The organism is Methylobacterium sp. 1030, assembly GCF_040544715.1.
Classification (GTDB): Bacteria; Pseudomonadota; Alphaproteobacteria; order Rhizobiales; family Beijerinckiaceae; genus Methylobacterium.
This window is the reverse complement of the sequence record NZ_JBEPKM010000029.1, coordinates 25,101-48,691: the sequence shown is the minus strand read 5'-3', so window position 1 is coordinate 48,691 and position 23,591 is coordinate 25,101. Positions and strand designations below refer to the sequence as shown.

Genomic DNA, 23,591 nt, shown 5'->3' with positions numbered 1-23,591 from the left:
CCGAGCCGCGCGATGCTGAAGGCCTTCCTCGCCTATTACCGGCCGTACCGGACGCTGTTCCTGGTCGATTTCGGCTGCGCGGTGCTGTCGGGCCTGCTGGAGCTCGGCTTCCCCATCGCCGTGAAGGGCTTCATCGACAGCCTGCTGCCCCGGCAGGACTGGGGCCTGATCCTGCTCGCCGCGGCCGCGCTGGCGCTGGTCTACGTCGCCAATGCCGGCCTGATGGTGGTTGTCACCTACTGGGGCCACGTGCTCGGCATCAACATCGAGACCACGATGCGGGCGCGGGCCTTCGACCACCTGCAGAAGCTCTCCTTCCGCTTCTACGACGGCCAGAAGACCGGCCACCTCGTGGCCCGGGTGACCAAGGACCTGGAGGAGATCGGCGAGGTCGCCCATCACGGGCCCGAGGACCTGTTCATCGCCGTGATGACGCTGTTCGGCGCCTTCGCGCTGATGCTCTACGTCCACGCGCCGCTGGCGCTGATCACCGCGGCGATCCTGCCGCTGATCGCGTTCGTGTCGATCCGCTACGGCGGCCGCATGACCCGCAACTGGCAGGCCCAGTACGGCCGGGTCGGCGCCTTCAACGCGCGGATCGAGGAGAATGTCGGCGGGATGCGGGTGGTGCAGGCCTTCGCCAACGAGCCCCACGAGCGCGCCCTCTTCGCCCTCGACAACGCCCGCTACCGGGACACCAAGCTCGAGGCCTACCGGCTGATGGCGGCCGGCCTGTCGATCAACTACCTGGGCCTGCGCCTCGTCCAGATCGCGGTGCTGCTCGGCGGCGCCGCCTTCGTGGTCCGGGGCGACCTGACGCCCGGGGGCTTCGTGGGCTTCCTGCTGCTGGTGGGCGTGTTCTACCGGCCGCTGGAGAAGATCGGCGCCGTGGTCGAGACGTACCCGAAGGGGGTCGCGGGCTTCCGCCGTTACCAGGAACTGCTGGCCACCGAGCCCGACATCACCGACCGGCCCGGCGCCCGCGCGGTCGGCGCCCTGCGCGGCGACATCCGTTTCGAGGGGGTGGGCTTCGGCTACGGGCCCGGCCGCCCGGTCTTCACCGGTCTGGACCTCGCGGTGGCGGCCGGCGAGACGATGGCGTTCGTGGGCCCCTCGGGGGTCGGGAAAACCACCCTCTGCGCCCTGCTGCCGCGCTTCTACGAGGTCGAGGCGGGCCGCATCACCGTCGACGGGATCGACATCCGCGACATCACCCTGGCGAGCCTGCGCCGCCAGATCGGCATCGTCCAGCAGGACGTGTTCCTGTTCGCCGGCACGATCCGGGAGAACATCGCCTACGGCCGCCTCGACGCCGCCGAGGCCGAGATCGACGCCGCCGCGCGGCGCGCCCGTCTCGGCGGGCTGATCGACAGCCTGCCGGAGGGCCTCGACACCGTGGTGGGCGAGCGCGGCGTGCGCCTGTCGGGCGGCCAGAAGCAGCGCATCGCCATCGCGCGGGTCTTCCTCAAGAACCCGCCGATCCTGATCCTCGACGAGGCGACCTCGGCGCTCGACACCGAGACCGAGCGGGAGATCCAGCGGGCGCTCGCCGAGCTCGCCCGCGGGCGCACGACCCTGGTGATCGCCCACCGCCTCGCCACCATCCGGGACGCCGACCGCATCGTGGTCCTGGGGGAGGGCGGGGTCGTCGAGGAGGGCCGGCACGCGGCACTGCTCGCCGCCGGCGGCCCCTACAGCCGCCTGCACGCGGCGCAGTTCGGGCGCGGCGAAGCCGGCGCGGGCGTCCTCGCGGCGGAGTGAGAGCCGGCCTCGCTAGGGTGCCGCCGGCGCACTCGACTCGCGCACGACGAGGCGCGCGGGGAAAAGCGTCTGGGCGAGGTCGTCCGGCGCCCGCGTCCCCTCGATTAGTTCGACCAGCGTCGCGAAGGCGGACCGGACCATGTCGAGCACCGGGACATCGACCGAGGTCAGGCTCGGGACCGCGTAGGCCCCCTGGCTGAGGTTGTCGAAGCCGACGACGCGGATCTCCGCGGGGACCCGCACGCCGCCCTCGTGCAGCGCCCGCAGCACGCCGAACGCCACCCGGTCGCTGGCGGCCACGACGGCGTCCGGCCGGGCGCCGGGTCCGGCCTCCAGGAGAGCCCGCGCGGCCCGGTAGCCGCCCGCGGCGGTCCCGTCGCAGGAGACCACGAGGGCGTCGCGCAGGGGCAGCCCCGCCTCCGCGAGGGCATCCTGGTAGCCGCGGAACCGCTCGGTGGCGGCGGCGGGCCGGCGCGCGTCGCCCGCGAGCAGGCAGATCGACCGGCTCCCCGCCGCGATCAGGTGGCGGACGGCCCCGTGGACCGCGTCGCGCTCCGCCAGCGCGACGTAGTGCGTGCCGGGCACCTCCAGGCCGAACACCACGAACGGGCATCGCTTGGCCTGGAGCAGGCCGATCAGCGGGTCGTCCCGATCCTCGGCGAAGACCACGAGGCCGTCGACCCGGGCCTCGCTGACGAGGCCGGCGATCCGGCCCGGGCCGTCCGGGTCGTCGGCGCGGCGGCAGCGGTGGACCAGGGTGTAGCCCTGCCGGTCGGTGACGGTGCCGAAGGTCCGGAGGACGTGGCCGTGATCGGCCGTCTCCCCCGGGCGGCCCCCGTCGGCGGCGGGCTCCGGCGCCGGAGCGAACACGCAGGCGATGCTGCGACTGGGCTTCTTGCGCAGGGACCGGGCGGCGAGGCTGGGCACGAAGTCCAGGTCGCGCATGGCCGTCTCGATGGTCTCGCGCGTGGTCCGGGCGACCTTCTGCGGGTGGTTCAGGACCAGCGAGACCGTCTGGAAGCTCACGCCGGCCCGTCGGGCGACGTCCTTGATCGTCGTCTGGCCCATCGTCACCTCGAGAGCCGGTCCGGATGGCCGCGCCCCCCGCGCGGCGCCGCCTCGTTCGGTGCGCCAATCTAGATCTGTATCGATCGGAGATAAAGCCGCGGGCCGGGCGGCGAAGACGGCGTATGCCCGCGCAAAGGCTGCGCAGGACCGGTCATTCGCGCGCGAAATCCGATCCATCCTGCGGTTTCTCGGTGCCCCGATCCCGCCGTTCGGACGGCCCGCCGGGCAGGAACCTTGTCCCCCCTGTGCGGTTCGCCGGGCAGCACCTCAAGCGATGATCGGGGCGTCGGGTGCCTCACCCAATCCGGATGCCACTCCCATGATGCACCGTCGCATGCACAGACGCGCTCTCCTCACCACGATGCTGGGCGCCACCGCGGCCCTGGCGGTCACCCGCACAGCCCTCGCGCAGGTCACGCCGGCCGGCGCGATTCCGACCGGCGCCTATCTCCAGATGGCCACCGGCGGCGGCCTGTTCCTGGAGAACACGGCCCGCGACGCCCACGCGAAGACCACCAATCCCGCCGTCAAGAAGTTCGCCCGCGCGGAGGTGGTCGAACAGGTGAACCTCGCCCGCAAGATCAGCGCCTACACGGGCGGCGCCCCGATCCCGGGCCCGGCCGCGGCGGGCCCGGGTGGCCTGATCGGCGGCCTCGTCGCGGCGCCGGTGGCGGTGGCCGGCACGGCCGTGAATGCGGCGGGCGGTGTCGCCGGCGGTGTCGTCGGCGGCGTGCTCGGCGGACCGGCTCCGGCCCAGGGCATGACCACCGACGCGCAGAAGGCGCAGATCCTGGCGCAGCTCAGCGCCATGCCGCCGGGGCCGCAATACGACGCCACCTTCGTGAACGCCTCGCTCCAGGGCCATCAGGAGGCGCTGGGCATCCACGGCGCCTACGCCCGGTCGGGCGAGGATCCCGGCCTGCGCGCGATCGCCCGCGGCGCCCTGCCGCTGATCAACCTGCACATCGCCCGGCTCGATCGGATGCAGGCGATGATGGGCGCTCAGCCGGGGTAAGCGGCCGGACGACGGGGTCGGTGCGCCACGCGGCGCACCGGCCTCCTCGCGGTTGTCTCGTAGTTGTCTCGCAATTGTCCCACCGGCCTCGAACAGGACCCCGTCAGCCGGCCCGATCGCGCAGGCGCCGCACCAATCTGAGCAGCACGCCGCGGATATGGGATCGAAGCTGGGTGTTCTCTGCCATGGGACGCCGTTCGAAACGCCGGATCGCGGCGCCTCGAGAAACACATCCCTTGGACGGACCGTTGCTACGTAAAAAGCGGGATCGTTGCCGCGGCCGAGCCGCAGAACCACCCTCCAAGGACGTAGCCCGTGGCCCGGATCGACGGCGCCCCGCGGCCCGTATGATGGGACCGGATCGTCGACAGCACGCTCCTGATGTGCGCGCGCAGCTTGTCCTTGCGGAGCGCGGCCGTCTCGGCGCACGGGTCGGGCGGGTTGGCGGAGGTCGACATGTCACGGGGCCCCGGCTCAGGCGCGCCACCGCTCCGGGCCGTCGGACGACGGCGGGGGGACGCTGGGGATTCTTGTACTTGATAACGTGAGCGGAATCTCGGGCGGACGGCGCAGATCCGAGCAAACTCCATGTTTTAGATGCATTAAGGTTTATCCGACCGAAGACCTTTCCCAGTCGTGTATCGCACTACGTAGAGATATCCGGACGTTCGCCGCGGGGCTGCAGCAGGGGGGAGGTCGGTGTCCGAGCGCTTCTACTTCGACCTCGAGAGCGGCGAGGAGACGATCCGGGACGACGACGGCGTGGAGGTCGGCAGCTTGGCCGAGGCCATGGCCGAGGCGCGCAGCGTCATCGCCGAGATGGCCGACGAGGTCTGCGCCGCCGATCCCGACCGGTCCTGGAGCTTGGTCGTGCGCGACGCCGCCGGGCACGCCCGCCACCGGCTGCCGATCCGGCGGTAGCGCCCGACAAGAAGCCCGCCGCGGCCTGGCCGGGCGGGCTGAAGGTGATCTCGTCTCGGAGAAGGCCCGACCGTAGACCCGCCACAGGGTGGCCGCATCCCCCATCCGGAGGACGCCGACGCACGATCCCGCGACCGCCTGCCCGCGACTGCCGACCCGCGACCGCCCGCCGCAGCGCGGCAGCCCGGCCGCCGGAGGACCCGCCCCGCTGGAGGAAAGATCTGCGCAGGGGACTCAACGTCCTCGGCGCCGGGTCGGTCAGCCCGCGAAGGCGCGGGGCGGCAGGCCGGCGACGCCGACGTCGAGCTCGAACAGCGCGCCGGCCTCCGGCACGTGCTCGGCCCCCCGCGCCGCCGAGGTGACGAACAGCCGGTCGAGGCCGGGACCCGCGAAGGCGCAGCTCGTGATGTTGGGGGCGGGCAGGGAGATCGCGCGCAGCAGGCGCCCCGCGGGATCGAAGCGGCTGAGCCGGCCGCCGCCCCAGTGGGCGATCCACAGGCAGGCCTCTTCGTCCGTGGTCATGCCCTCGGGCCAGCCCCAATCGTCGGGGAAGCGGAGGAAGGGCCGCTTGCCCGTCAGCGCCCCGTCGGCGGCGAGGTCGAAGGCGTAGACCGTCCGGGCGGCGCTGTCGCTGTGATAGAGGATCCGCCCGTCGCGGCTGAAGGTCGGCCCGTTGGCGACGCCGTAGCTGGTATCCATCCGCCGCCACGTCAGGTCCGGGTCGAGCCGGTGCAGGGCGCCTGACACCGCGGTCTCGGCCTGGTGCATGCTCCCGGCCCAGATCCGGCCGGCGAGATCGACCTTGGCGTCGTTCAGGCGGTTGTCGGGATCGTCGGGCTCGGGGTCGCCGATCGGCGCGAGGCGGTCGGCCTCCAGGTGGTAGGTCGCGAAGCCGCTCTTCAGCCCGACGACGAAGTCGCGCCGGCCCGCGCGGGGGATGATCCAGCCGAGCGGTTCCGGGAACGGGCGCGTGCCCATGGCGCCGTCGGCGAGGTCGAGCCAGTTCAGGGCCGGCGCCTCGATATCGACCCAGAACAGCACGCCCCGGTCCGGAACCCAGATCGGGCCCTCGCCGAGCCGGTCGCGCCGGGGCCGGTCGAGGATGCGGATCCGCGGGTCCATGGCGGGCTCCCCGATCTGGCCGACGCTCAGGCGCCGGCCGGCCGCGCTGCGGCGCCGGTCCGGCAGCCCCAGAGCGCGTAGAACAGGACGTAGAGCTCGCAGGCGGCGGTGATCAGGAAGGAGTGCTGCAGCCCGTACCGGTCCGCCGCCCAGCCCTGCACCACCACCAGCGACCCGCCCGCGATCGCCATGATCAGCAGCCCGGCGCCCTCCTCGGTGAGCGGACCGAGGCCGCGGATGCCCAGGGTGAAGATCGTCGGGAACATGATCGCGTGGAACAGGCCGACCGAGATCAGCGCCCACAGGGCGAGGTGGCCGGTCGCGAAGGTCGCCACCAGCATCACCGCGCAGGCGCCGACCGCCGCGCCGGCCAGCACGGTCTCGGCCGGGCGCCGCTGCATCAGGTAGCTGCCGACGAAGCGGCCGACCATCATGCCGCCCCAGAGCAGGAACAGGTAGCGCGAGGCCTGGGCGTGGGTCAGGTCGCCGATCTCGGGCTGCGACACGAAGTTGATGAACAGGTTCGACACCCCGATCTCGGCGATCAGGTAAATGAAGATCGCCGGCACGCCGAGCACGAGGTTGCGGTGGCGCCAGAGCGACAGGCCGGCGCGCTCGGCCCTGGCGGCCCGGGCGGTGGTGCCGCCGGAACCGCTGATGGCGGGCAGCGGGAAGCGGGCGATGACCGCGGCGAGGACGACGAGCACCACCGCCACGATCAGGTAGGGCAGCTGCACCGACTGCGCGTCGGCCAGGCGCTCGGCCGGGGTCAGGGTGGCCCCGGCGGCGGCGTTGCCCGAGGCCGAGCGGCCGAGGATCAGGTAGCCCCCGAACAGCGGCGCCAGGGTCGTCCCGAGGGAGTTGAACGCCTGCACGAGGTTGAGCCGCGCCGGGGCGCTCTCGGCCGGGCCGACCACCGCCACGTAGGGGTTCGCGGCGACCTGCAGGAGGGTGATGCCGCTGGCGATCACGAACAGGGCCGTGAGCGTGATCGCGTAGGAGACCCGGTGGGCGGCCAGGATCATCCCGAGCGTGCCCAGCGCCATGATGCCCAGTCCCGTCACCAGGGCGCGCTGGTAGCCGACGCGCTCGATCAGCTTGGCCGCCGGGATCGAGGCGACGAAGTAGGCGATGAACCAGACGGACTCGATCAGCGTGGTCTGCGTGTAGTCGAGGTCGAACACGCTGCGCAGGTGCGGCAGCAGCGTGTTGTTGATGACCGTGATGAAGCCCCACATGAAGAACAGGCTCGCCAGCAGCGACAGGGCCGGGCGGTAGCCGCCCCGGTCGCGCGCGGCCTCCGCCCCCGTCCGGGGCGCCGCGGTCCCCGCGGTCGCGATCGGTCCTGCCATCCGGCGTTGTCCTCTGCCTCTCGGGCCGCCTTGTCGGGGTCCCGTGTTGTTCCTTTTATTTGTCTGAGTATATATCGGGCTCGCGGACGTCAATCGCGAGTCCCGTCGCGGTCCGGCGCACGACCGGCGCGGCGGGCGGAATCACGAAGGGGGAGAGCGCGATGCGTGGAGTGGGATCCCTGGCGCTGTGCGCCTGTGCGGCCCTGCCGGGCCTGACGCCGGCACCGGCCCGGGCGGCCGAACCGACCCGGGCGGTGTTCGGCACGCTGCCGGACGGCCGGACGGTGGAGGAGGTGACGCTGACGAACGGCAAGGGCGTCACGGCGCGGATCCTGTCGTGGGGGGCGCTCCTGCGGAGCCTCGACGTGCCGGACCGCTCCGGCAAGGCCGCGGACGTCGTGCTCGGCTACAATGACCTCGCCTCCTACCTGGCCAAGGGCAACTATTTCGGCGCGAGCGTCGGGCGCTACGCCAACCGCATCCGCGCCGGGCGCTTCACCCTCGACGGCCGGACCTACACGCTGGCCACCAACGACGGCCCGAACGCCCTGCACGGCGGCGCGTCCGGCTTCGACAAGCGGCTCTGGACGATCACCGCGGTCAAGGGCGGCGCGGCCCCCTCGGTCACCCTGCGCTACGTCAGCCCGGACGGCGAGGAGGGCTATCCCGGCACGCTGACGGCGACCGCCACCTACGCGCTGGACGACACGAACACCCTCACGGTCACCTACGAGGCGACGACCGACAAGCCGACGATCGTCAACCTGACCAACCACAGCTTCTTCAACCTCGCGGGCGAGGGCTCGGGACGCTCGATCCTCGACCAGATTCTGACCATCCCGGCGGAGCGCTTCACGCCGGTCGACGCCACCCTGATCCCGACCGGGGCGCACCTGCCGGTGGCCGGCACGCCCTTCGACTTCCGCGAGCCCGCGGTGATCGGCGCGCGGATCCGCGACGGGCGGGACGCGCAGATCGTGCGCGGGCGCGGCTACGACCACAACTGGGTCGTGACCGACGCGCCCACGGCCGAGCCGCACCCGGTGGCGCGGGTCGAGGATCCGGGATCGGGCCGCATCCTCGACGTGGCGAGCAACCAGCCAGGCCTCCAGTTCTACGCCGGCAACTACCTCAACGGGACCGCGGTCGGTAAGTCCGGCCTCGCCTACCGCCAGTCGGACGCCCTGGCGCTGGAGCCGGAGCTCTTCCCCGACACGCCGAACCAGCCGGCCTTCGGCTCGGCCCGGCTCGATCCCGGCAAGACCTACCGGAACGTGATCACCTACCGCTTCTCGACCAGCCCCGCCCCCCGGACCCAGAAATGACCGACCGACCGATTGCACGGCCCCTGCGCTCGCGCGCGTGGTTCGACAACCCCGACAATATCGACATGACGGCGCTCTACCTGGAGCGCTACCTGAACTTCGGCCTCAGCCTGGAGGAGCTGCGCTCGGGCAAGCCGATCATCGGCATCGCCCAGACCGGCTCGGACCTGTCCCCGTGCAATCGCCACCACCTCGTCCTCGCGGAGCGGATCCGCGAGGGCATCCGCGAGGCGGGCGGGATCGTCCTCGAATTCCCCGTCCACCCGATCCAGGAGACCGGCAAACGGCCGACCGCCGGCCTCGACCGCAACCTCGCCTATCTCGGGCTCGTGGAGCTGCTCTACGGCTACCCCCTCGACGGGGTCGTGCTGACCACGGGCTGCGACAAGACCACCCCGGCCTGTCTGATGGCGGCCGCCACCGTGAACATCCCGGCCATCGCCCTGTCGGTAGGGCCGATGCTCAACGGCTGGTTCAAGGGCCAGCGCACGGGCTCGGGCACGATCGTCTGGAAGGCCCGCGAGATGCTGGCGGCCGGCGAGATCGACCACGACGGCTTCATCAAGCTGGTGACCTCGTCGGCGCCCTCGACCGGCTTCTGCAACACGATGGGCACCGCCACCACGATGAACACCCTCGCCGAGGCGCTCGGCATGATGCTGCCCGGCTCGGCCGCGATCCCGGCGCCCTACCGCGACCGGCAGGAGGCCGCCTACCTGACGGGCAAGCGCGTCGTCGCCATGGTGGCCGAGGACCTGAAGCCCTCCGACATCCTGACCCGCGACGCCTTCCTCAACGCCATCGCGGTCAATTCCGCGATCGGCGGCTCGACCAACGCGCCGATCCACCTCGCGGCGATCGCCCGCCACATGGGGGTCGCGCTCGACATCGCGGACTGGCAGACCCACGGCCTCGACGTGCCGCTCCTCGTCAACCTGCAGCCGGCGGGCGCCTATCTCGGCGAGGATTACTACCGCGCCGGCAGCTTGCCCGCGGTGGTGGCGCAGCTCATGCGCCGCGGCCTGATCCGCGAGGGCGCCCTCACCGTGAACGGGCGCACCCTCGGCGACAATTGCCGCGGCGCCGCGATCGAGGACGAGGACGTGATCCGGCCGATCGACCGGCCGCTCAAGGAGGCGGCGGGCTTCCTGGTCCTGCGCGGCAACCTGTTCGACGCCGCGGTGATGAAGACCAGCGTCATCGGCGCGGAGTTCCGCAGCCGCTACCTGTCGAACCCGGAGGATCCGGACGCCTTCGAGGGCCCCGTCGTGGTGTTCGACGGGCCGGAGGATTACCACGCCCGGATCGACGACCCGAGCCTCGGCATCACCGTGGAGACCCTGCTGGTCATGCGCGGGGCCGGGCCCGTGGGCTACCCGGGGGCGGCCGAGGTGGTGAACATGCGCCCGCCCGCGCAGCTGATCCGGGCCGGCGTGCACGCGCTGCCCTGCCTCGGCGACGGGCGCCAGTCCGGCACCTCCGGCTCGCCGTCGATCCTCAACGCCTCGCCCGAGGCGGCGGCCGGCGGCGGCCTCGCCCTCCTGCGCACCGGCGACCGGGTGCGGATCGACCTGCGCCGCGGCACCGCCGACATGCTGGTCGACGCCGACGAGATCGCGCGGCGGCGCGCGGCCCTGGAGGCGGCGGGCGGCTACGCCTATCCGGCCTCGCAGACCCCCTGGCAGGCGATGCAGCGCGCCGCGGTGGGGCAGATGCACACCGGGGCGATCCTGGAGGGCACCGAGGCGTTCCAGCGCATCGCGCAGACGCGCGGCGTGCCGCGCGACAACCACTGAGGCCGCTGGGGCCACTCGGGCCACTCGGGCCACTCGGGCGATGTCCGGGCCGGCGGCGCCCCGCCGCCGGCACCGTCAGGGCCGCATCGCCAGCTCGGTGTCGGCGAGGGCGAGGCGGACCAGCTCGGTCATCGTCGCGCGGGCGGCGTCCGGGTCGCCCGCCACGATCGCGTCGTAGAGGGCGCGGTGATCCGGCATCGGATCCCGGGGCAGGCCCTGGCGGCGGTGCTTGAAGATCGTCGTCCACGTGACCGCGGCGGCGATGGAGCTCGACAGGGCGATCAGCGCGCCGTTGCGGGCCGCTTCCAGGATCGTGTTGTGGAAGGCCTGGTCGGCGGCCCGCCCGGCCTCGGTGGCGAGGCCGTGGCGGCCCATCTCCTCCAGGGCGTGCCCCATCCGGGCGATGTCGAGGCCAGAGCGCCGCTCGGCCGCGAGCGCGGCCGCGGCCGGCTCGACGATCATCCGCAGCTCGAACAGGTCGCGGATGAAGGACTCGCTCGGCTCCGACTCGAAGGCCCAGGCCAGGATGTCGGGATCGAGCAGATTCCAGCGGCTGCGCTGGCTGACGCGGGTGCCAGTGCGCGGGCGGCTCTCGACGAGCCCCTTCGCGCTCAGGATGCGGATCGCCTCGCGATAGGCGGTGCGCGAGACGTTCAATTTCTCAGAGAATTCGATCTCGCCGGGCAGCACGTCCCCGGGCGCGTAGCGGCCGCCGAGGATCGCCGCGCCCAGATCGCGGGCGACCGAGCCGTGGATGCGGCGCGACCCCGAGGCGAGGGGCAGCGTCACGTTCTCCGAGCTCCGCTCCTGCCTCACCGCATCCACCTCCGGTCCGGGCCACCGGGTCGGGGCAGGAACGGCGTGATCGTATCCTGAAGTTGTAGGAGCGCAAAGAGGAACGCCCGCCGCACCGGGACCGCGGCCGCACTTGCTGCCGGGAGCGAACTGCTCTAGCTTATTTGTATGAGTAGTGAACCGCCAGGGCCCGTCTCGGTCCGCGGCGGCGTCCCGAGCGGCGCCGCCGAATCGGCCACGGCCGCGGTCTTCCGGGCCGCCGGCCCCGCGGAGGTCGAGGCCGCCTGCGCCCCGGCGGAGGCGGCGTTCCCGCACGTCTCCGGGGCGCCCCTGGAAACACGCGCGCGCTGTCGCGAGGCTGTCGCCGACGGCATCGCCGAACTCGGTGCGCCGCCGATCGAGCGGGCGATGGCCGAGACGGGCCAGCCGCGCGCGCGGGTCGAGGGCGAGCGCGCCCGCGCGGTTGGGCAGCCGCGCCTGTTCGCGGATCCGGTCCGCTCCGCCCGCAGGTCCGGCCGGGTCATGGCGAAGGGCTGGCCGACCGGCGCGGAGGTCGCCCCCGCGATGGTGCAGGGCGGCCCGTTCCCGGCGACCTCGGACGGCCGCAGCAGCGCGGTCGGACCGCCGGCGATCGAGCGCTTCCTGCGCCCGGACAATCCCCGGCACCGCGCGCGCCGGATCGACAGCGCTCGCGCCCCGCAACCCGGCCGCTGACAGGCCGCCGCGCGACCCTCGACGGCCGCGCGTTCAGGACGCCCCGAAGCGGGCATCCCCGGGAGGACACAGATGGGACGATCACTCCTACAATTCCGCGCGGCTGACGGGCAGCGGGCCGTCGCGCTGCTCGCCGACGGCCGGGCGCGGCGGGTGCTCGGCGTCGACAGCGTGCTCGCCCTGGCGCACAGGGCCCTCGCGGCGGGGGACGATCTGACCGCGACGGCGGAGCACGCGGGGCTCGGCGCGCCCGTCGATCTCGACGCGGTCCGGCTCCTGCCGCCCATCGACCACGCCGATCCCGCGCACCTGATGCTGAGCGGCACCGGCCTGACGCATCTCGGCTCCGCCGAGGGCCGCGACGCGATGCACCGCGCGGCCGCGACCGACCCGGCGCCGACCGATTCGATGCGCATGTTCCGGATGGGCGTCGAGGGCGGGAAGCCGGCGCCGGGCGAGACCGGCGCGCAGCCCGAGTGGTTCTACAAGGGCGACGGCTCCGGCCTCGTCGCCTGCGGCGAGCCGCTGATCTCGCCGGCCTTCGCCCGCGACGGCGGCGAGGAGCCGGAGATCGCCGGGATCTACCTGATCGACGCCGACGGAACGCCGGTGCGCCTCGGCTTCGCCCTGGCGAACGAGTTCTCCGACCACGTGACCGAGCGCGGCAACTACCTGTGGCTCGCCCATTCCAAGCTCCGCCCGGCCGCCCTCGGCCCGGAGCTGTGGCTCGGGGCCCTGCCGCCGGACGTGCGCGGCACGAGCCGCATCCTGCGCGACGGAGCCGTGCTCTGGGAGAAGCCGTTCCTGTCCGGGGAGGCCAACATGTCCCACAGCATCGCCAATCTGGAGCGGCACCACTTCAAGTACGCGCCGTTCCGGCGCCCCGGCGACGTGCACGTCCACTTCTTCGGGACCGCGACCCTGTCGTTCAGCGACGGCGTCGCGACCCGGCCGGGCGACGTGTTCGAGATCGCGGCGGCGCCGTTCACGCGGCCCCTGCGCAACCCGCTGGCGATCGCGCCGGCGGACGCGCCGTCCGTGCGGGTGCTCTGACATGGCGGCCCCGATCCGCATCGGCCTCGTGGGCGTCGGCAAGATCGCCCGCGACCAGCACCTGCCGGCCATCGCCGCCTCGCCGGACTACGCGCTCGTGGCGGTGGCGAGCCGGCACGGCGGCCTCGACGGGGTGCCGAGCTACGCCACCCTGGAGGCGATGCTGGCGGCGCACGGCGACCTCGACGCCGTCGCCCTGTGCCAGCCGCCGCAGGCGCGGTGCGCGGCGGCCCTGGCGGCGATCGCGGCGGGCCGCCACGTCTTCCTCGAGAAGCCCCCGGGCGCGACGCTGGCCGAGGTCGGGCTCCTGGTCGCGGCCGCGCGGGACCGGGGCGTGAGCCTGTTCGCGAGCTGGCACTCCCGCTACGCGCCGGGGGTGGAGCCCGCCCGCCGGTGGCTGTCGGGCCGCAGGATCCGGTCGGTGGCGATCGCCTGGCTGGAGGATGTCCGGCACTGGCACCCGGGCCAGGACTGGATCTGGGACGCGGGCGGGATGGGCGTGTTCGATCCGGGGATCAACGCCCTGTCGATCGCCACCCACATCCTGCCGCCGTTCTTCCTCACCGGCGCGACCCTGTCGGTGCCGGCGAACCGGCAGGCGCCGATCGCCGCCGACCTGCACTTCGCGGACGCCGCCGGCACCCCGATCCGCGCCCGGTTCGACTGGCGCCAGACCGGGCCGCAGACCTGGGACATCCGCGTCGAGACCGACGACGGCCCCCTGGTCCTGTCGCGGGGCGGGGCCGCCCTCACGATCGCCGGCCGCGACCAGCCGCTCCCGCCCGAGGCGGAGTACCGCGGCCTCTACGACCGCTTCGCCGCCCTGGTCCGCTCCGGCACCAGTGACGTCGACCTGAATCCGCTGATCCACGCCGCCGACGCCTTCATGCGCGGCGAGCGCCGCGCGGTGGAGGCCTTCACGGACTGACCGGGAGGTCCCCCTGCGGGACACGAACGCGACAGAGCCAGGCAAGGCCGCGCGGTTAAGGGGGAGTCACACATGGGAAAGCATCGGGGCAAGCATCGGGGCAAGCATCGGGCAAAGCATTGGCGATGGGCCGCGCTGGCGTTCTGCGCCGCGTCGATCACGGCGGGCGCGGGCCCGGCGGTCGCGCAGGTCGAGGCGACGGCACCGGACGGGGGACCGGCCCCGGTGAATCCGGGACCGAAGGCGAGCCCGGCGCAGAAGGCCCGGTACCGGGCGAACCGCGCCCGGCGACGGGTCATCCGGGAGGCGCGGAGCTTCTCGGGCGCCAGCAGCGCCGCCGCCAGCCTCGACGTGCAGGGCAGCAGCGCGACGCCGCCCAGCCTGCCGCCGGGCACCCTCGATCTCGGCAACGGGATCAGCATGGTCCTGAACTACACGGGCGAGTTCGCCGCCAACCCGTCCGGCGGCATCCGGCAGGGCTCGGCCTATGCGGGCCAGATCGCGTTCGGCCTCGATGCCGATCTCGGCCGCCTCGCCGGCATCGACGGCGGCTCGGTCTACACCGTCGTCACCCAGCGCCACGGCCGGAGCCTGGCGCAGGATGACATCGGCTTCAACGGCAGCGTGCAGGAGATCTACGGCGGCGGCCAGACCGCCCACCTGACGCTGCTGTCCTACCAGCAGAAGCTGCTCGACAACCGCCTCGACCTCGAGGTCGGCCGTCTGCTCGCCAACCCCAACTTCCTGGCCTCGCCGCTCTACTGCAACTTCCAGAACAACGCGACCTGCGGCGCGCCCAAGTCCATCTTCAAGCTGACGAACTTCACCTACTGGCCGATCGCCACCTGGGGCGGCCATGCCAAGGCCTGGGTCACCGACAGGGTGTTCCTGCACGCCGGCATCTACGAGGTGAACCCGCGCGACCAGCTGCCGACCCGGAACGGCGTCGACTGGTCGACCAACGGCGCCACCGGAGTCCTGGTGCCGGTGGAGGTCGGCTACTCGACCAACTTCGGCAACGACCCGCTGCCGCGCAACTACAGCATCGGCGCCGTGTTCGACCGGTCGGACTACACGGATCCCGTGCTCGACCGGCGGGGCGGCGCGCAGGTCTTCAGCGGCCTCGATCCGCTGACCCGGTTCGGGCGGTCGGCGGTCTACGCCCGCTTCGACCAGATGGTCTGGCGGCCGGATCCGAACGGCGTCCAGGGCCTGTCGGTGTTCGGCGTCGTGATCGGCGGCACCGGCGGCCGGCAGACCCAGGATTACTTCCTGGAGGGCGGCGCCGTGCTGACCGGCACCTTCCCGGGTCGGCCCTACGACACCCTCGGCCTCGTCTTCGCCATGGAGAAGCTCTCGCCGCTGGGCACGGCCAACATCCGGGCGGCGCGCGCGTCGCTGGGGCTCGGCACCCGGACCGTCGAGTCCCTGCAGACCATCCTGGAGCTGAGCTACGGCATCCAGCTCACCCCGGCGGTGCGGCTGATGCCGAACCTGCAATACGTGATCGACCCGGACCAGACCCGCTTCCCGTTCCGCCCGAAGCCGATCCCAGATGCCTTCGTGATCGGCGCGAAACTGTCGGTGGACCTGTTCACCCTGGCCGGCCTCGCGAAGGGGCCGGGCAGCCAGTGACGCGCCGACCACCCCGGCGTCCGCGCCCTGCGCGCGTCGCGCTCCCCGGGAACCGGGCGCCGGGGAGGGGCATCCTGCAACCGTGAGACGCGGGGCGCGACCGCCGGCGGCGTTTCGCGCCGCGCGCGGCTTCGTGTACGAGACCGGGCTCCGCGTTCCGTCGCGCGGTCGACGGGCCGCCCGCCCGTGGGACGACGGCAGAGACCTCGACATGGCAGTGACCGATCACGACGCGGCACCGGTCTCCACCGGGGTGACCGGCCTCGACCACATCCTGGCCGGCGGCTACGCGTCCCAGCGCTCGCACCTCATCGAGGGGCGGCCCGGATCCGGCAAGACGACGCTGGCGATGCAGTTCCTCCTCGACGGCGTGCGCCGGGGCGAGCGCTGCCTGTACATCACGCTCTCGGAGAGCCGGCGCGAGCTCCTGAACGTCGCGGAGCGCCACGGCTGGTCCCTCGACGGCATCGAGATCTGCGAGCTCGTCGCGCCGGAACTCAGCCTCGACCCCGGGCAGCAGCAGAGCCTCGTCCACTCGTCCGACCTCGAGCTCGGCGAGACCGTCCGGATGGCGATCGCCGAGATCGAGCGGCTCAAGCCGCAGCGCGTGGTGTTCGACAGCCTCTCGGAGATCCGGCTGCTCTCGCAGGGATCGCTGCGCTACCGCAGGCAGGTCCACGCCCTGCGCAGCTTCCTGCTCATCCAGAACACCACGGCGCTGCTCCTCGACGATCTCACCGCCGAGACGGACGACCTGAACCTGCACAGCCTCAGCCACGCCGTGATCCGGCTGGAGCAGCTCGCGCCCCTGTACGGCGGCGAGCGGCGGCGCCTGCGCGTGATCAAGATGCGCGGCACGCCGTTCCGGGGCGGTTTCCACGACTACGTCATCCGGCGCGGCGGGCTCACGGTGTTCCCGCGCCTCGTCGCGGCCGAGCATCTCGGCACCTTCCCCGACGACCAGTGCGGCACGGGCAGCCCCGAACTGGACCAGCTGCTCGGCGGCGGCCTCGACCGAGGCACCAGCACGATGCTGATCGGACCGTCCGGCGTCGGCAAGTCGACGGTAGCGCTCACCTGCGTCACCGCGGCGATCGCCCGCGGCGAGCGCGCGCTGATCCTCAGCTTCGACGAGACCACCGGCGTCCTCAGTCGCCGGGCCCGCGGTCTCGCCATGCCGGTCGACGACGCGATCGCCGCCGGATCGCTCATCGTCGAGCAGATCGACCCGGCCGAGGTCTCGCCCGGCGAACTCGCCGACATCGTCCAGAACGCGGTCGAGCACCGGGGCGTGACGACGGTCGTGATCGACTCCCTGACCGGCTATCACAACGCCATGCCGGAGGAGAATTACCTGCTCCTGCAGATGCACGAGATGCTGACCTACCTGAACCAGCAGGGCGTGCTCTCGCTCCTCGTCCTGGCCCAGCACGGCATGATCGGGGCGATGGGCGCGACTGTCGACCTCACCTACCTCAGCGACACGATCCTGCTGTTCCGCACCTTCGAGGCCGACGGGCGGCTTCGGCGCGCGATCTCGGTCGTGAAGAAGCGGACCGGCAGCCACGAGGACACGATCCGCGAATTGCGGATCGACTCCGGCGGGATCCGCGTTGGCGAACCGCTCAGCGCGTTCCGAGGTATCATGACCGGCGTTCCGACATTCGAGGGTGAGCGGTCGTCGCTCCTGCCGACCCGCGCGGTTGATGACCGAGGCTGAACTGCCGGTTCTCATCTTCGCGCCGGGTGGCCGCGACGCCGCCGTCGCCGCGGCGATCCTCGGCGAGGCGCGGATCGCGGCACAGATGTGCGCCAGCCTCGCGGACGTGGTCTCCCGGCTCGACACGGCCGCCTGCGCGGTCCTCACCGAGGAGGCGCTGCTGTCCTCGAACCGCCAGGCCCTGGCGGACTGGATCGCCGCGCAGCCGCCCTGGTCCGATTTCCCGTTCATCCTCCTGCGGCTGCGGGGCGCCGAGCCCAACGCGCAGCTGACCGACATGCTCGGCAACGTCAGCGTGCTGGAACGCCCGTTCCACCCGGCGACGCTGGTCATGGCGGCCCGCTCCGCCCACCGCGCCAAGCGCCGGCAGCTCGAGGCGCGCGCCCATCTCGAGGAGCGCGAGCGCACGACCGAGCGGCAGGCGCTCCTGATCCGCGAGCTGCATCACCGGGTGAAGAACACGCTGGCCACCGTGCAGGCGCTGCTCGGGGCCTCGGCCCGGTCCGCGACCAGCGTCGACGCGTTCTACGCGTCGTTCTCGGCGCGGGTGATCTCGCTGGCCAAGACCCACAATCTCCTGACCGAGGATTACTGGCAGCAGGCGCCCCTGCGCGAGATGCTGATGAACGAGCTCGGGCCCTACAACGACGTCGAGGGCGCCCGCATCCAGCTGGAGGGCCCCGCGATCGACCTGATGGGCGACCTCGCGGTCCCGACCGGCATGGCCATCCACGAGCTGACGACCAACGCGGCCAAGCACGGCGCCCTGTCGGTCCCGGAGGGCCGGATCGCGATCCGGTGGGATATCGAGCAGACGCCGGCCGCCCGCATGCTGCACCTCGACTGGACCGAGCGGGGTGGTCCGGCCACGGCGGTGCCGACGCGGAAGGGCTTCGGCTCGACGCTGCTGCAGCGTGTCCTGAAGGTCCAGTGCCAGGCGGACATCGCCTTCGATTTCCAGCCGGCCGGGCTGCACTTCACCATGCGGGCGCCGCTGCCCGAGACGCGCGTCGTCCCGGCGTACTGAGGCGGTCAGGGTTCCGGACCCGAGGCCGCGCCTGTCGCGGGGTGTGCGCTTTCACACAGAAGTGTCTTGCCTTCTGCGGCCCTGATCGAACTTATCGCAGGTGCGAGATTTGGGATGTCGCAGCACAGCGATATGTCTTGCGATGAATAGATTTGTTCCTCTCGTGGCGGCCGCACTGGCCTGGGCCGTGTTCGGTACCTGGGCCGAAGCCCGTCGCTCGTCCTTGCAGAAGGACATTCCGGCGCTCCGCCCGGGGATCGAGGCCGATCTGGCCGCGAGACACTGTGCGGCCGTCCGGATCGACACGGAGCGCTTCCGTCAGTTCTCGCGCGAGAACCATCTGAACCACGCGGACTTCTTCACGAAGAAGCGCTCGGTCGCCCTGCAGCACGACCTCGACGCGGAACTGGCGCAGCTCCGGGAGCGTCCGGAGGAGGCCTGCGCGCAGATGTGGGCCAAGTACGGCGACGACGGCACCGTGCAGCACCTCCTCGTCCGCAAGTAGGCACCGCCTTCCGATCCGGAGCGGCCCGGGCGCGTCGTCGAGGACGGCGGCGATGACGACGCTGACGACCGCGAAGGTGTCACCGCGGGCAGCGTTCCGGTCGCGCCGGATTCCCCCGCCGCCCCGGATCCCGGGCTTGGCGATTCGGTTCCAGGTCCGCCCACGTACCGAGAACACGCTTCTCCCGCCGGGCGCTCCGAGAGAATAAAACCCCGCCTCTCGCGCGGATGAACCACGGGCACGCAAGATCTCGCGCCCGTTCTGCGCGGCGGTCGAGATGAAATTCCATATTGGTCGCCCGATTTCGGGGAGAACGTTTTTCCTTCACGGGTCAATTGGGAACGCCGTTTCATTGACGGCGGAAGTCGCAGCCATCAATTCTAGCGGCCTGTTCGGATGTCCGGCCGCGCAACCTCCGCTCTTCGGAGACGGGGCGGTCCGTCATCCTGTCTCACAGCAAGGCATCCGGAATGACACGACCGAGACTCGTCGGGCTGAGCGCCAACGTGCAGCGGCCCTCGAAGACCCGCACGCTGGTGGATGCCGTGCTCCGCGAGGCCAGCGCCCAGGCCTCTCTCGACGCGGAGATCCTCGACTTCGTCGATGCCGGGACCGGCCTCGGCGCCGCCTGGACCCGCGACCAGCTCGCGCCGGCCGCGCGCGGCGTGCTCGCGGCCATCGAGGAGGCGGACGGGCTGGTCGTCGGCTCGCCGGTCTACAAGGGCGCCTATACCGGCCTGTTCAAGCACCTGTTCGACCTGGTCGATCCGGGGGCGCTGGCCGGGAAGCCCGTGGCGATCGTGGCCACGGGCGGCGGCGCGCGCCACGCCCTCGTGGTCGAGCACGCGTTCCGGCCGCTCTTCGGCTTCTTCGGGGCGCTCCAGATCCCGACCGCGGTCTACGCCTCCGATCCCGATTTCAGCGACGGCGCGCTGACGGAGGCCGGGGTGCGCGCCCGCGCCCGCGAGGCCGGCGGGCAGCTCGCCGCGCTGCTTGTGCACCGGGCGGCCGCGGCGCCGCTCACCCTCGCCGCCGCCGAGTGAGCCGGCCGATGCTCGACCGTCGCGCCCTGCTGGCCGCCCTCGCGGCCCTGCCCCTAGCACCGGCCCTCGCGCCGGCCCTCGTCTCGGGCGCCCGGGCGGGCGAGCCCGGCGTGCTGCGGATCGGCTACCAGAAGAACGGCATCCTGGTCGTCGCCAAGCAGCAGAAGATCATCGAGAAGCGCCTGGAGCCCGTCGGATACGCGGTGCGCTGGGTCGAGTTCTCCTTCGGGCCGCCGCTGCTGGAGGCCCTGTCGCTGGACGGGATCGATCTCGGCCAGACCGGCGACGCCCCGCCGATCTTCGCCCAGGCCGCGCGCTCCAACCTCGTCTACGCGGCCGCCCAGGAGGCCGGCGGCTCCGGCGCCGGGATCCTGCTGCCGAAGGGCTCGGAGAGCCGCAGCCTCGACGAGCTCAAGGGCAAGCGCGTCGCCTTCGCCAAGGCGTCGAGCTCCCACAACCTGACCATCGCGGCGCTGGAGAAGGCCGGCCTGAGCTACGCCGACATCGAGCCGGTGACGCTGGCGCCCGCGGATGCCGCGGCCGCCTTCGCCCGGGGCAGCATCGACGCCTGGACGATCTGGGACCCGTACTTCGCCATCGCCGAGCAGGGGGAGGGCGTGCGCGTGCTGGTGCGCGCCACCGACGTCACCCCGCAGAACAACTTCTTCCTGGCGAGCCGGCCCTTCGCGGAGAGCCGGGCCCCGGTCCTCACGGCGGTGATCGACGCCCTGGGCGAAGTGGCGGCCTGGTGCACGCAGAATCGCGGCGCGGTGGCGGAACTCCTGTCGCAGGGCACCGGCGTGCCGCTGGCCGCGACGCGGCGGGCGGTGGACCGGACCGACTACGTGATCGGACCGATGACCGACCGCGTCGCCTCCGAGCAGCAGCGGGTCGCCGACCGCTTCCACGCCCTGAAGCTGATCCCCAAGCCGATCCGCATCGCCGACGCGGTCTGGACGCCCCCCGCCCGCAACGGCTGAGACCGACCGCAGAGAGCCATGACCGACCGATCGCCCCGCGCGCTGTCCCTGTCATCCGCCGGCGCCCCGAACCGCCGCCTCCTCCTGTCCGCCGGCCTCGGCCTCGCGGCGGCCGCGCTGCTGCGGCCCGCCCGCGCGGCCGGCAGCATCCGGATCGGCTACCAGAAATACGGGTCCCTCGTGCTGCTGAAGGCCCGCGGCACCCTGGAGAAGGCCCTCCAGCCCCTCGGCACCGCGGTGGCGTGGTCCGAGTTCCCGTCCGGGCCGCCGCTCCTGGAGGCGCTGAATGCCGGGGCGATCGATTTCGGCTCGGCCGGCGAGGCGCCGCCGATCTTCGCCCAGGCGGCGAGCCCGGAGCTGCGCTACGTGGCCGCCGAGCCGCCGGCGCCGCGGGGCGAGGCGATCCTCGTGCCCAAGGACAGCCCGATCCGCAGCGTCGCCGACCTGCGCGGCAAGACCGTCGCCCTCAACAAGGGATCGAACGTCCACTACCTGCTGGTGCGCGCCCTGGAGCAGGCGGGCGTCCCCTACGACGCGGTGACGCTCGCCTACCTCGCGCCGGCCGACGCCAACGCCGCCTTCGTGCGCGGCTCCGTCGATGCCTGGGTGATCTGGGACCCGTTCCAGGCCGCCGCCGAGCGCGCCACGGGCGCCCGGGTCCTGGTCGACGGGCGCGGAGGCGACGGGCACGCGCTCGCCCCCAACCGCCAGTTCTACCTGTCCCGGCGCGGCTTCACCGACACCAGCCCCGCGATCGTCTCGGCCGTGCTGCAGGCGATCGGGGAGATCGACGCCTGGGCCGAGGGACATGCCGACGCCGTGGCGGCGGAACTAGCGCCCTCGGTGGGCATCCCCGCGCCGGTCCTCGCCGTGGCGCTCGGCCGCCTGTCCTACGGCGTCGCGCCCCTCGACGCGGCCGCGATCGCCGACCAGCAGAAGGTCGCCGACAGCTTCCACCGTCTCGGGCTCCTGCCGAAGCCCGTCCGGGTCGCCGACGCGGTCTGGACGCCCCCCCGGCCCGCGGACGCCCTCAAGTCCGAGAAGCGGACGGAGAACCGCTGATGCGCCCCTCGAAGCTCGTTCGCCTGCGCGACTCCGCGGTGCCCTGGCTGCTGCCGGCCGCCATCCTGCTCGGCTGGCAGGCCGCGGTCTCGGCCGGCCTCGTCTCCAACCGCTTCATGCCGGCGCCCCTCGACGTGGTCCGGGCCGGCTGGGAGGCCGGGCGGACCGGGGAACTCTGGACCAATCTCGGCGTCAGCACCCTGCGGGCGCTGGCGGGCTTCGTGATCGGCGGCGGCATCGGCTTCGGGCTCGGCCTCGCCAACGGCCTGTCGCGCCTGTCGGAGCGGCTCACCGACACCTCGGTGCAGATGGTGCGCAACGTGCCCCACCTGTCGCTGATCCCGCTGGTGATCCTGTGGTTCGGCATCGGCGAGGAGGCCAAGCTGTTCCTCGTGGCGCTCGGCGTGTTCTTCCCGATCTACGCCAACACCCTGCACGGCATCCGCTCGGTGGATCCGGGCCTCGTGGAGATGGGCCGGGTCTACGGCATGTCCCGCACCGAGCTGTTCACCCGCGTGGTGCTGCCCGGCGCCCTGCCGTCGATCTTCGTGGGCCTGCGCTACGCGCTAGGCATCATGTGGCTGACGCTGATCGTCGCCGAGACGATCTCGGCCTCGTCGGGGCTCGGCTACATGGCCATGCAGGCCCGGGAGTTCATGCTGGTCGACGTCGTCGTGCTGGCGATCCTGATCTACGCCGCCCTCGGCAAGTTCGCCGACGCCCTGACCCGCCAGCTCGAGCGCGCCTGCCTCGCCTGGAACCCCGCCTACAGGAGCGCCTGATGCTGCTCGACGCCGTCCGCCGCGAGGCGCTTCCCGACCCGGGCACGGATCCGCGCCCGGCGCCCGGCGCCGCCCCGGGGCACAGGCAAGCGGATCTGCCCGCGGAGCCGCCCGCGGATCTGCCCCCGTCACCGCCGGCCCGCGGGATCGCCGTCACCGTCCGCGACCTGGACAAGAGCTTCGACGGCACCGCCGTCATCGAGGGCCTGAACCTGTTCCTGCCGGCCGGCGGGTTCACCGCGGTGGTCGGCCGCTCCGGCTGCGGCAAGAGCACCCTGCTGCGCCTCATCCTCGGGCTCGACACGCCCACGGGCGGGCGGATCGACCTGGAGGGGCCGGAGCGCTCCCCGCGCCGGTCCGAGCCGCCGAAGCGGATCATGTTCCAGGAGCCGCGGCTGCTGCCCTGGGCGCGGGTCGTCGACAACGTCGCGGTCGGCCTGTCGGGGCACGGCTCCCGGGCCGAGCGCCGGGAGCGGGCGCTGGCGGCGCTCGCCGAGGTCGGCCTCGCCGACAAGGCCGGGCAGTGGCCCGCCACCCTGTCGGGCGGCCAGCGCCAGCGCGTGGCCCTGGCCCGGGCGCTGGTGAGCCGGCCAGGCCTGCTCGCCCTCGACGAGCCGCTGGGCGCCCTCGACGCCCTGACCCGGATCGGCATGCAGGACCTGATCGAGCGGATCTGGCGGGCGCAGGGGTTCACCGCGCTCCTCGTCACGCACGACGTCGCCGAGGCCGTGGCGCTGGCCGACCGCATCCTCGTGGTCGAGGCCGGCCGGATCGCCCTCGACCTGCGGGTCGACGTGCCGCGGCCGCGCCGGCGCGGGGATCCGGACCTCGCCCGCCTCGAGGGCCGCATCCTCGATCACCTGCTCGGATCGCAGCCGACCGCCTGAACGCGGGCCGCCGTTTCCCGGAAGCGGCGGCCCGCCCTAGCTCTCGACGATCACCGGATCCGCGCAGTCGGGTCCGGCTTTTCCGCATCCGGCCACCGGG

General features: G+C 72.7%; 20 protein-coding genes and 2 pseudogenes. 18 read left to right on the top strand and 4 right to left on the bottom strand.

Translation table 11 applies throughout. From position 1 onward, the window contains the following. Positions 1 to 12 precede the first annotated feature (12 nt). Positions 13 to 1,761, top strand: a complete 1,749-nt coding sequence (locus ABIC30_RS28950; RefSeq protein ID WP_354456534.1) for an ABC transporter ATP-binding protein — start codon at positions 13 to 15, stop codon at positions 1,759 to 1,761. Positions 1,762 to 1,773: 12 nt separating this feature from the next. Here the strand turns inward: ABIC30_RS28950 and ABIC30_RS28945 are convergent, their stop codons facing one another. Then, the gene (locus ABIC30_RS28945) at positions 1,774 to 2,829 is read right to left on the bottom strand and encodes a LacI family DNA-binding transcriptional regulator (protein ID WP_091682613.1); all 1,056 of its coding nucleotides are present in this window, start codon (positions 2,827 to 2,829) and stop codon (positions 1,774 to 1,776) included. Between the two features lie 334 nt (positions 2,830 to 3,163). Between ABIC30_RS28945 and ABIC30_RS28940 the strand changes: the two genes are divergently transcribed. Together ABIC30_RS28940 and ABIC30_RS28935 are read left to right on the top strand one after the other, a co-directional pair. Then, a complete protein-coding gene (locus ABIC30_RS28940) occupies positions 3,164 to 3,844 on the top strand; it encodes a DUF4142 domain-containing protein (protein WP_354456533.1) in 681 nt (226 codons plus the stop codon). 699 nt (positions 3,845 to 4,543) lie between these two features. Then, positions 4,544 to 4,765, top strand: coding sequence for a DUF6894 family protein (locus ABIC30_RS28935; RefSeq protein ID WP_091980657.1), 222 nt, complete (start codon positions 4,544 to 4,546; stop codon positions 4,763 to 4,765). Positions 4,766 to 5,023: 258 nt separating this feature from the next. Here ABIC30_RS28935 and ABIC30_RS28930 read toward each other — a convergent pair whose 3' ends face one another. After that, positions 5,024 to 5,887: an SMP-30/gluconolactonase/LRE family protein gene (locus ABIC30_RS28930; RefSeq protein ID WP_354456532.1), complete on the bottom strand. Its 864-nt coding sequence runs from the start codon at positions 5,885 to 5,887 to the stop codon at positions 5,024 to 5,026. Between the two features lie 26 nt (positions 5,888 to 5,913). After that, on the bottom strand, positions 5,914 to 7,239 hold the full coding sequence (locus tag ABIC30_RS28925; RefSeq protein WP_354456531.1) for a sugar MFS transporter: 1,326 nt from the start codon (positions 7,237 to 7,239) through the stop codon (positions 5,914 to 5,916). 161 nt (positions 7,240 to 7,400) lie between these two features. Here ABIC30_RS28925 and ABIC30_RS28920 point away from each other — a divergent pair, with 161 nt between their 5' ends. Next, complete coding sequence (locus ABIC30_RS28920; RefSeq protein WP_354456530.1) at positions 7,401 to 8,564, top strand: aldose epimerase family protein; 1,164 nt, start codon at positions 7,401 to 7,403, stop codon at positions 8,562 to 8,564. Continuing rightward, the gene (locus tag ABIC30_RS28915; RefSeq protein WP_354456529.1) at positions 8,561 to 10,360 is read left to right on the top strand and encodes an IlvD/Edd family dehydratase; all 1,800 of its coding nucleotides are present in this window, start codon (positions 8,561 to 8,563) and stop codon (positions 10,358 to 10,360) included. The genes ABIC30_RS28920 and ABIC30_RS28915 overlap by 4 nt, the downstream gene beginning before the upstream one ends. Positions 10,361 to 10,435: 75 nt before the next feature. Here ABIC30_RS28915 and ABIC30_RS28910 read toward each other — a convergent pair whose 3' ends face one another. After that, positions 10,436 to 11,149, bottom strand: coding sequence for a FadR/GntR family transcriptional regulator (locus tag ABIC30_RS28910; RefSeq protein ID WP_244491948.1), 714 nt, complete (start codon positions 11,147 to 11,149; stop codon positions 10,436 to 10,438). Positions 11,150 to 11,323: 174 nt separating this feature from the next. Between ABIC30_RS28910 and ABIC30_RS31880 the strand changes: the two are divergent. The 13 genes and pseudogenes from ABIC30_RS31880 to ABIC30_RS28850 form a co-directional block, all read left to right on the top strand. Beyond that, a pseudogene (locus ABIC30_RS31880) lies at positions 11,324 to 11,644 on the top strand (aldehyde dehydrogenase family protein); the annotation flags it as partial. 42 nt (positions 11,645 to 11,686) lie between these two features. Beyond that, positions 11,687 to 11,869: pseudogene (locus ABIC30_RS31875) on the top strand (aldehyde dehydrogenase (NADP(+))); the annotation flags it as partial. A 72-nt stretch (positions 11,870 to 11,941) separates the two neighbouring features. After that, positions 11,942 to 12,922, top strand: coding sequence for an AraD1 family protein (gene araD1 / locus ABIC30_RS28900; protein WP_354456527.1), 981 nt, complete (start codon positions 11,942 to 11,944; stop codon positions 12,920 to 12,922). Between the two features lies 1 nt (position 12,923). Beyond that, positions 12,924 to 13,850, top strand: coding sequence for a Gfo/Idh/MocA family protein (locus ABIC30_RS28895; RefSeq protein WP_354456526.1), 927 nt, complete (start codon positions 12,924 to 12,926; stop codon positions 13,848 to 13,850). A 72-nt stretch (positions 13,851 to 13,922) separates the two neighbouring features. After that, complete coding sequence (locus ABIC30_RS28890; protein ID WP_354456525.1) at positions 13,923 to 15,485, top strand: carbohydrate porin; 1,563 nt, start codon at positions 13,923 to 13,925, stop codon at positions 15,483 to 15,485. A 211-nt stretch (positions 15,486 to 15,696) separates the two neighbouring features. Further along, positions 15,697 to 17,205, top strand: a complete 1,509-nt coding sequence (locus ABIC30_RS28885; protein ID WP_354456524.1) for an ATPase domain-containing protein — start codon at positions 15,697 to 15,699, stop codon at positions 17,203 to 17,205. After that, complete coding sequence (locus ABIC30_RS28880; protein ID WP_354456523.1) at positions 17,192 to 18,232, top strand: sensor histidine kinase; 1,041 nt, start codon at positions 17,192 to 17,194, stop codon at positions 18,230 to 18,232. Before ABIC30_RS28885 ends, ABIC30_RS28880 begins: the two co-directional genes overlap by 14 nt. A 142-nt stretch (positions 18,233 to 18,374) precedes the next feature. After that, positions 18,375 to 18,737, top strand: coding sequence for a hypothetical protein (locus ABIC30_RS28875; RefSeq protein ID WP_042672098.1), 363 nt, complete (start codon positions 18,375 to 18,377; stop codon positions 18,735 to 18,737). Positions 18,738 to 19,207: 470 nt separating this feature from the next. Then, positions 19,208 to 19,780 (top strand): FMN reductase, encoded by a 573-nt coding sequence (msuE, locus tag ABIC30_RS28870; protein WP_091928616.1) that lies wholly within the window; start codon positions 19,208 to 19,210, stop codon positions 19,778 to 19,780. An 8-nt stretch (positions 19,781 to 19,788) separates the two neighbouring features. Next, positions 19,789 to 20,760, top strand: coding sequence for an aliphatic sulfonate ABC transporter substrate-binding protein (locus ABIC30_RS28865; RefSeq protein ID WP_354456522.1), 972 nt, complete (start codon positions 19,789 to 19,791; stop codon positions 20,758 to 20,760). A gap of 18 nt (positions 20,761 to 20,778) precedes the next feature. Continuing rightward, positions 20,779 to 21,822, top strand: a complete 1,044-nt coding sequence (locus ABIC30_RS28860; RefSeq protein ID WP_331327546.1) for a sulfonate ABC transporter substrate-binding protein — start codon at positions 20,779 to 20,781, stop codon at positions 21,820 to 21,822. Further along, complete coding sequence (ssuC, locus tag ABIC30_RS28855) at positions 21,822 to 22,604, top strand: aliphatic sulfonate ABC transporter permease SsuC (RefSeq protein WP_056527222.1); 783 nt, start codon at positions 21,822 to 21,824, stop codon at positions 22,602 to 22,604. The genes ABIC30_RS28860 and ssuC overlap by 1 nt, the downstream gene beginning before the upstream one ends. Next, on the top strand, positions 22,604 to 23,491 hold the full coding sequence (locus ABIC30_RS28850; protein ID WP_170868163.1) for an ABC transporter ATP-binding protein: 888 nt from the start codon (positions 22,604 to 22,606) through the stop codon (positions 23,489 to 23,491). The genes ssuC and ABIC30_RS28850 overlap by 1 nt, the downstream gene beginning before the upstream one ends. The last annotated feature ends 100 nt before the right edge of the window (positions 23,492 to 23,591 follow it).

Coding starts and splice junctions, on each gene's coding strand:
- ABIC30_RS28950 (WP_354456534.1), top strand. CDS start 13: ATGCTGAAGGCCTTCCTCGCCTATTACCGGCCGTACCGGACGCTGTTC.
- ABIC30_RS28945 (WP_091682613.1), bottom strand. CDS start 2,829: ATGGGCCAGACGACGATCAAGGACGTCGCCCGACGGGCCGGCGTGAGC.
- ABIC30_RS28940 (WP_354456533.1), top strand. CDS start 3,164: ATGCACAGACGCGCTCTCCTCACCACGATGCTGGGCGCCACCGCGGCC.
- ABIC30_RS28930 (WP_354456532.1), bottom strand. CDS start 5,887: ATGGACCCGCGGATCCGCATCCTCGACCGGCCCCGGCGCGACCGGCTC.
- ABIC30_RS28925 (WP_354456531.1), bottom strand. CDS start 7,239: ATGGCAGGACCGATCGCGACCGCGGGGACCGCGGCGCCCCGGACGGGG.
- ABIC30_RS28920 (WP_354456530.1), top strand. CDS start 7,401: ATGCGTGGAGTGGGATCCCTGGCGCTGTGCGCCTGTGCGGCCCTGCCG.
- ABIC30_RS28915 (WP_354456529.1), top strand. CDS start 8,561: ATGACCGACCGACCGATTGCACGGCCCCTGCGCTCGCGCGCGTGGTTC.
- araD1 (WP_354456527.1), top strand. CDS start 11,942: ATGGGACGATCACTCCTACAATTCCGCGCGGCTGACGGGCAGCGGGCC.
- ABIC30_RS28895 (WP_354456526.1), top strand. CDS start 12,924: ATGGCGGCCCCGATCCGCATCGGCCTCGTGGGCGTCGGCAAGATCGCC.
- ABIC30_RS28890 (WP_354456525.1), top strand. CDS start 13,923: ATGGGAAAGCATCGGGGCAAGCATCGGGGCAAGCATCGGGCAAAGCAT.
- ABIC30_RS28885 (WP_354456524.1), top strand. CDS start 15,697: ATGGCAGTGACCGATCACGACGCGGCACCGGTCTCCACCGGGGTGACC.
- ABIC30_RS28880 (WP_354456523.1), top strand. CDS start 17,192: ATGACCGAGGCTGAACTGCCGGTTCTCATCTTCGCGCCGGGTGGCCGC.
- ABIC30_RS28875 (WP_042672098.1), top strand. CDS start 18,375: ATGAATAGATTTGTTCCTCTCGTGGCGGCCGCACTGGCCTGGGCCGTG.
- msuE (WP_091928616.1), top strand. CDS start 19,208: ATGACACGACCGAGACTCGTCGGGCTGAGCGCCAACGTGCAGCGGCCC.
- ABIC30_RS28865 (WP_354456522.1), top strand. CDS start 19,789: ATGCTCGACCGTCGCGCCCTGCTGGCCGCCCTCGCGGCCCTGCCCCTA.
- ABIC30_RS28860 (WP_331327546.1), top strand. CDS start 20,779: ATGACCGACCGATCGCCCCGCGCGCTGTCCCTGTCATCCGCCGGCGCC.
- ssuC (WP_056527222.1), top strand. CDS start 21,822: ATGCGCCCCTCGAAGCTCGTTCGCCTGCGCGACTCCGCGGTGCCCTGG.
- ABIC30_RS28850 (WP_170868163.1), top strand. CDS start 22,604: ATGCTGCTCGACGCCGTCCGCCGCGAGGCGCTTCCCGACCCGGGCACG.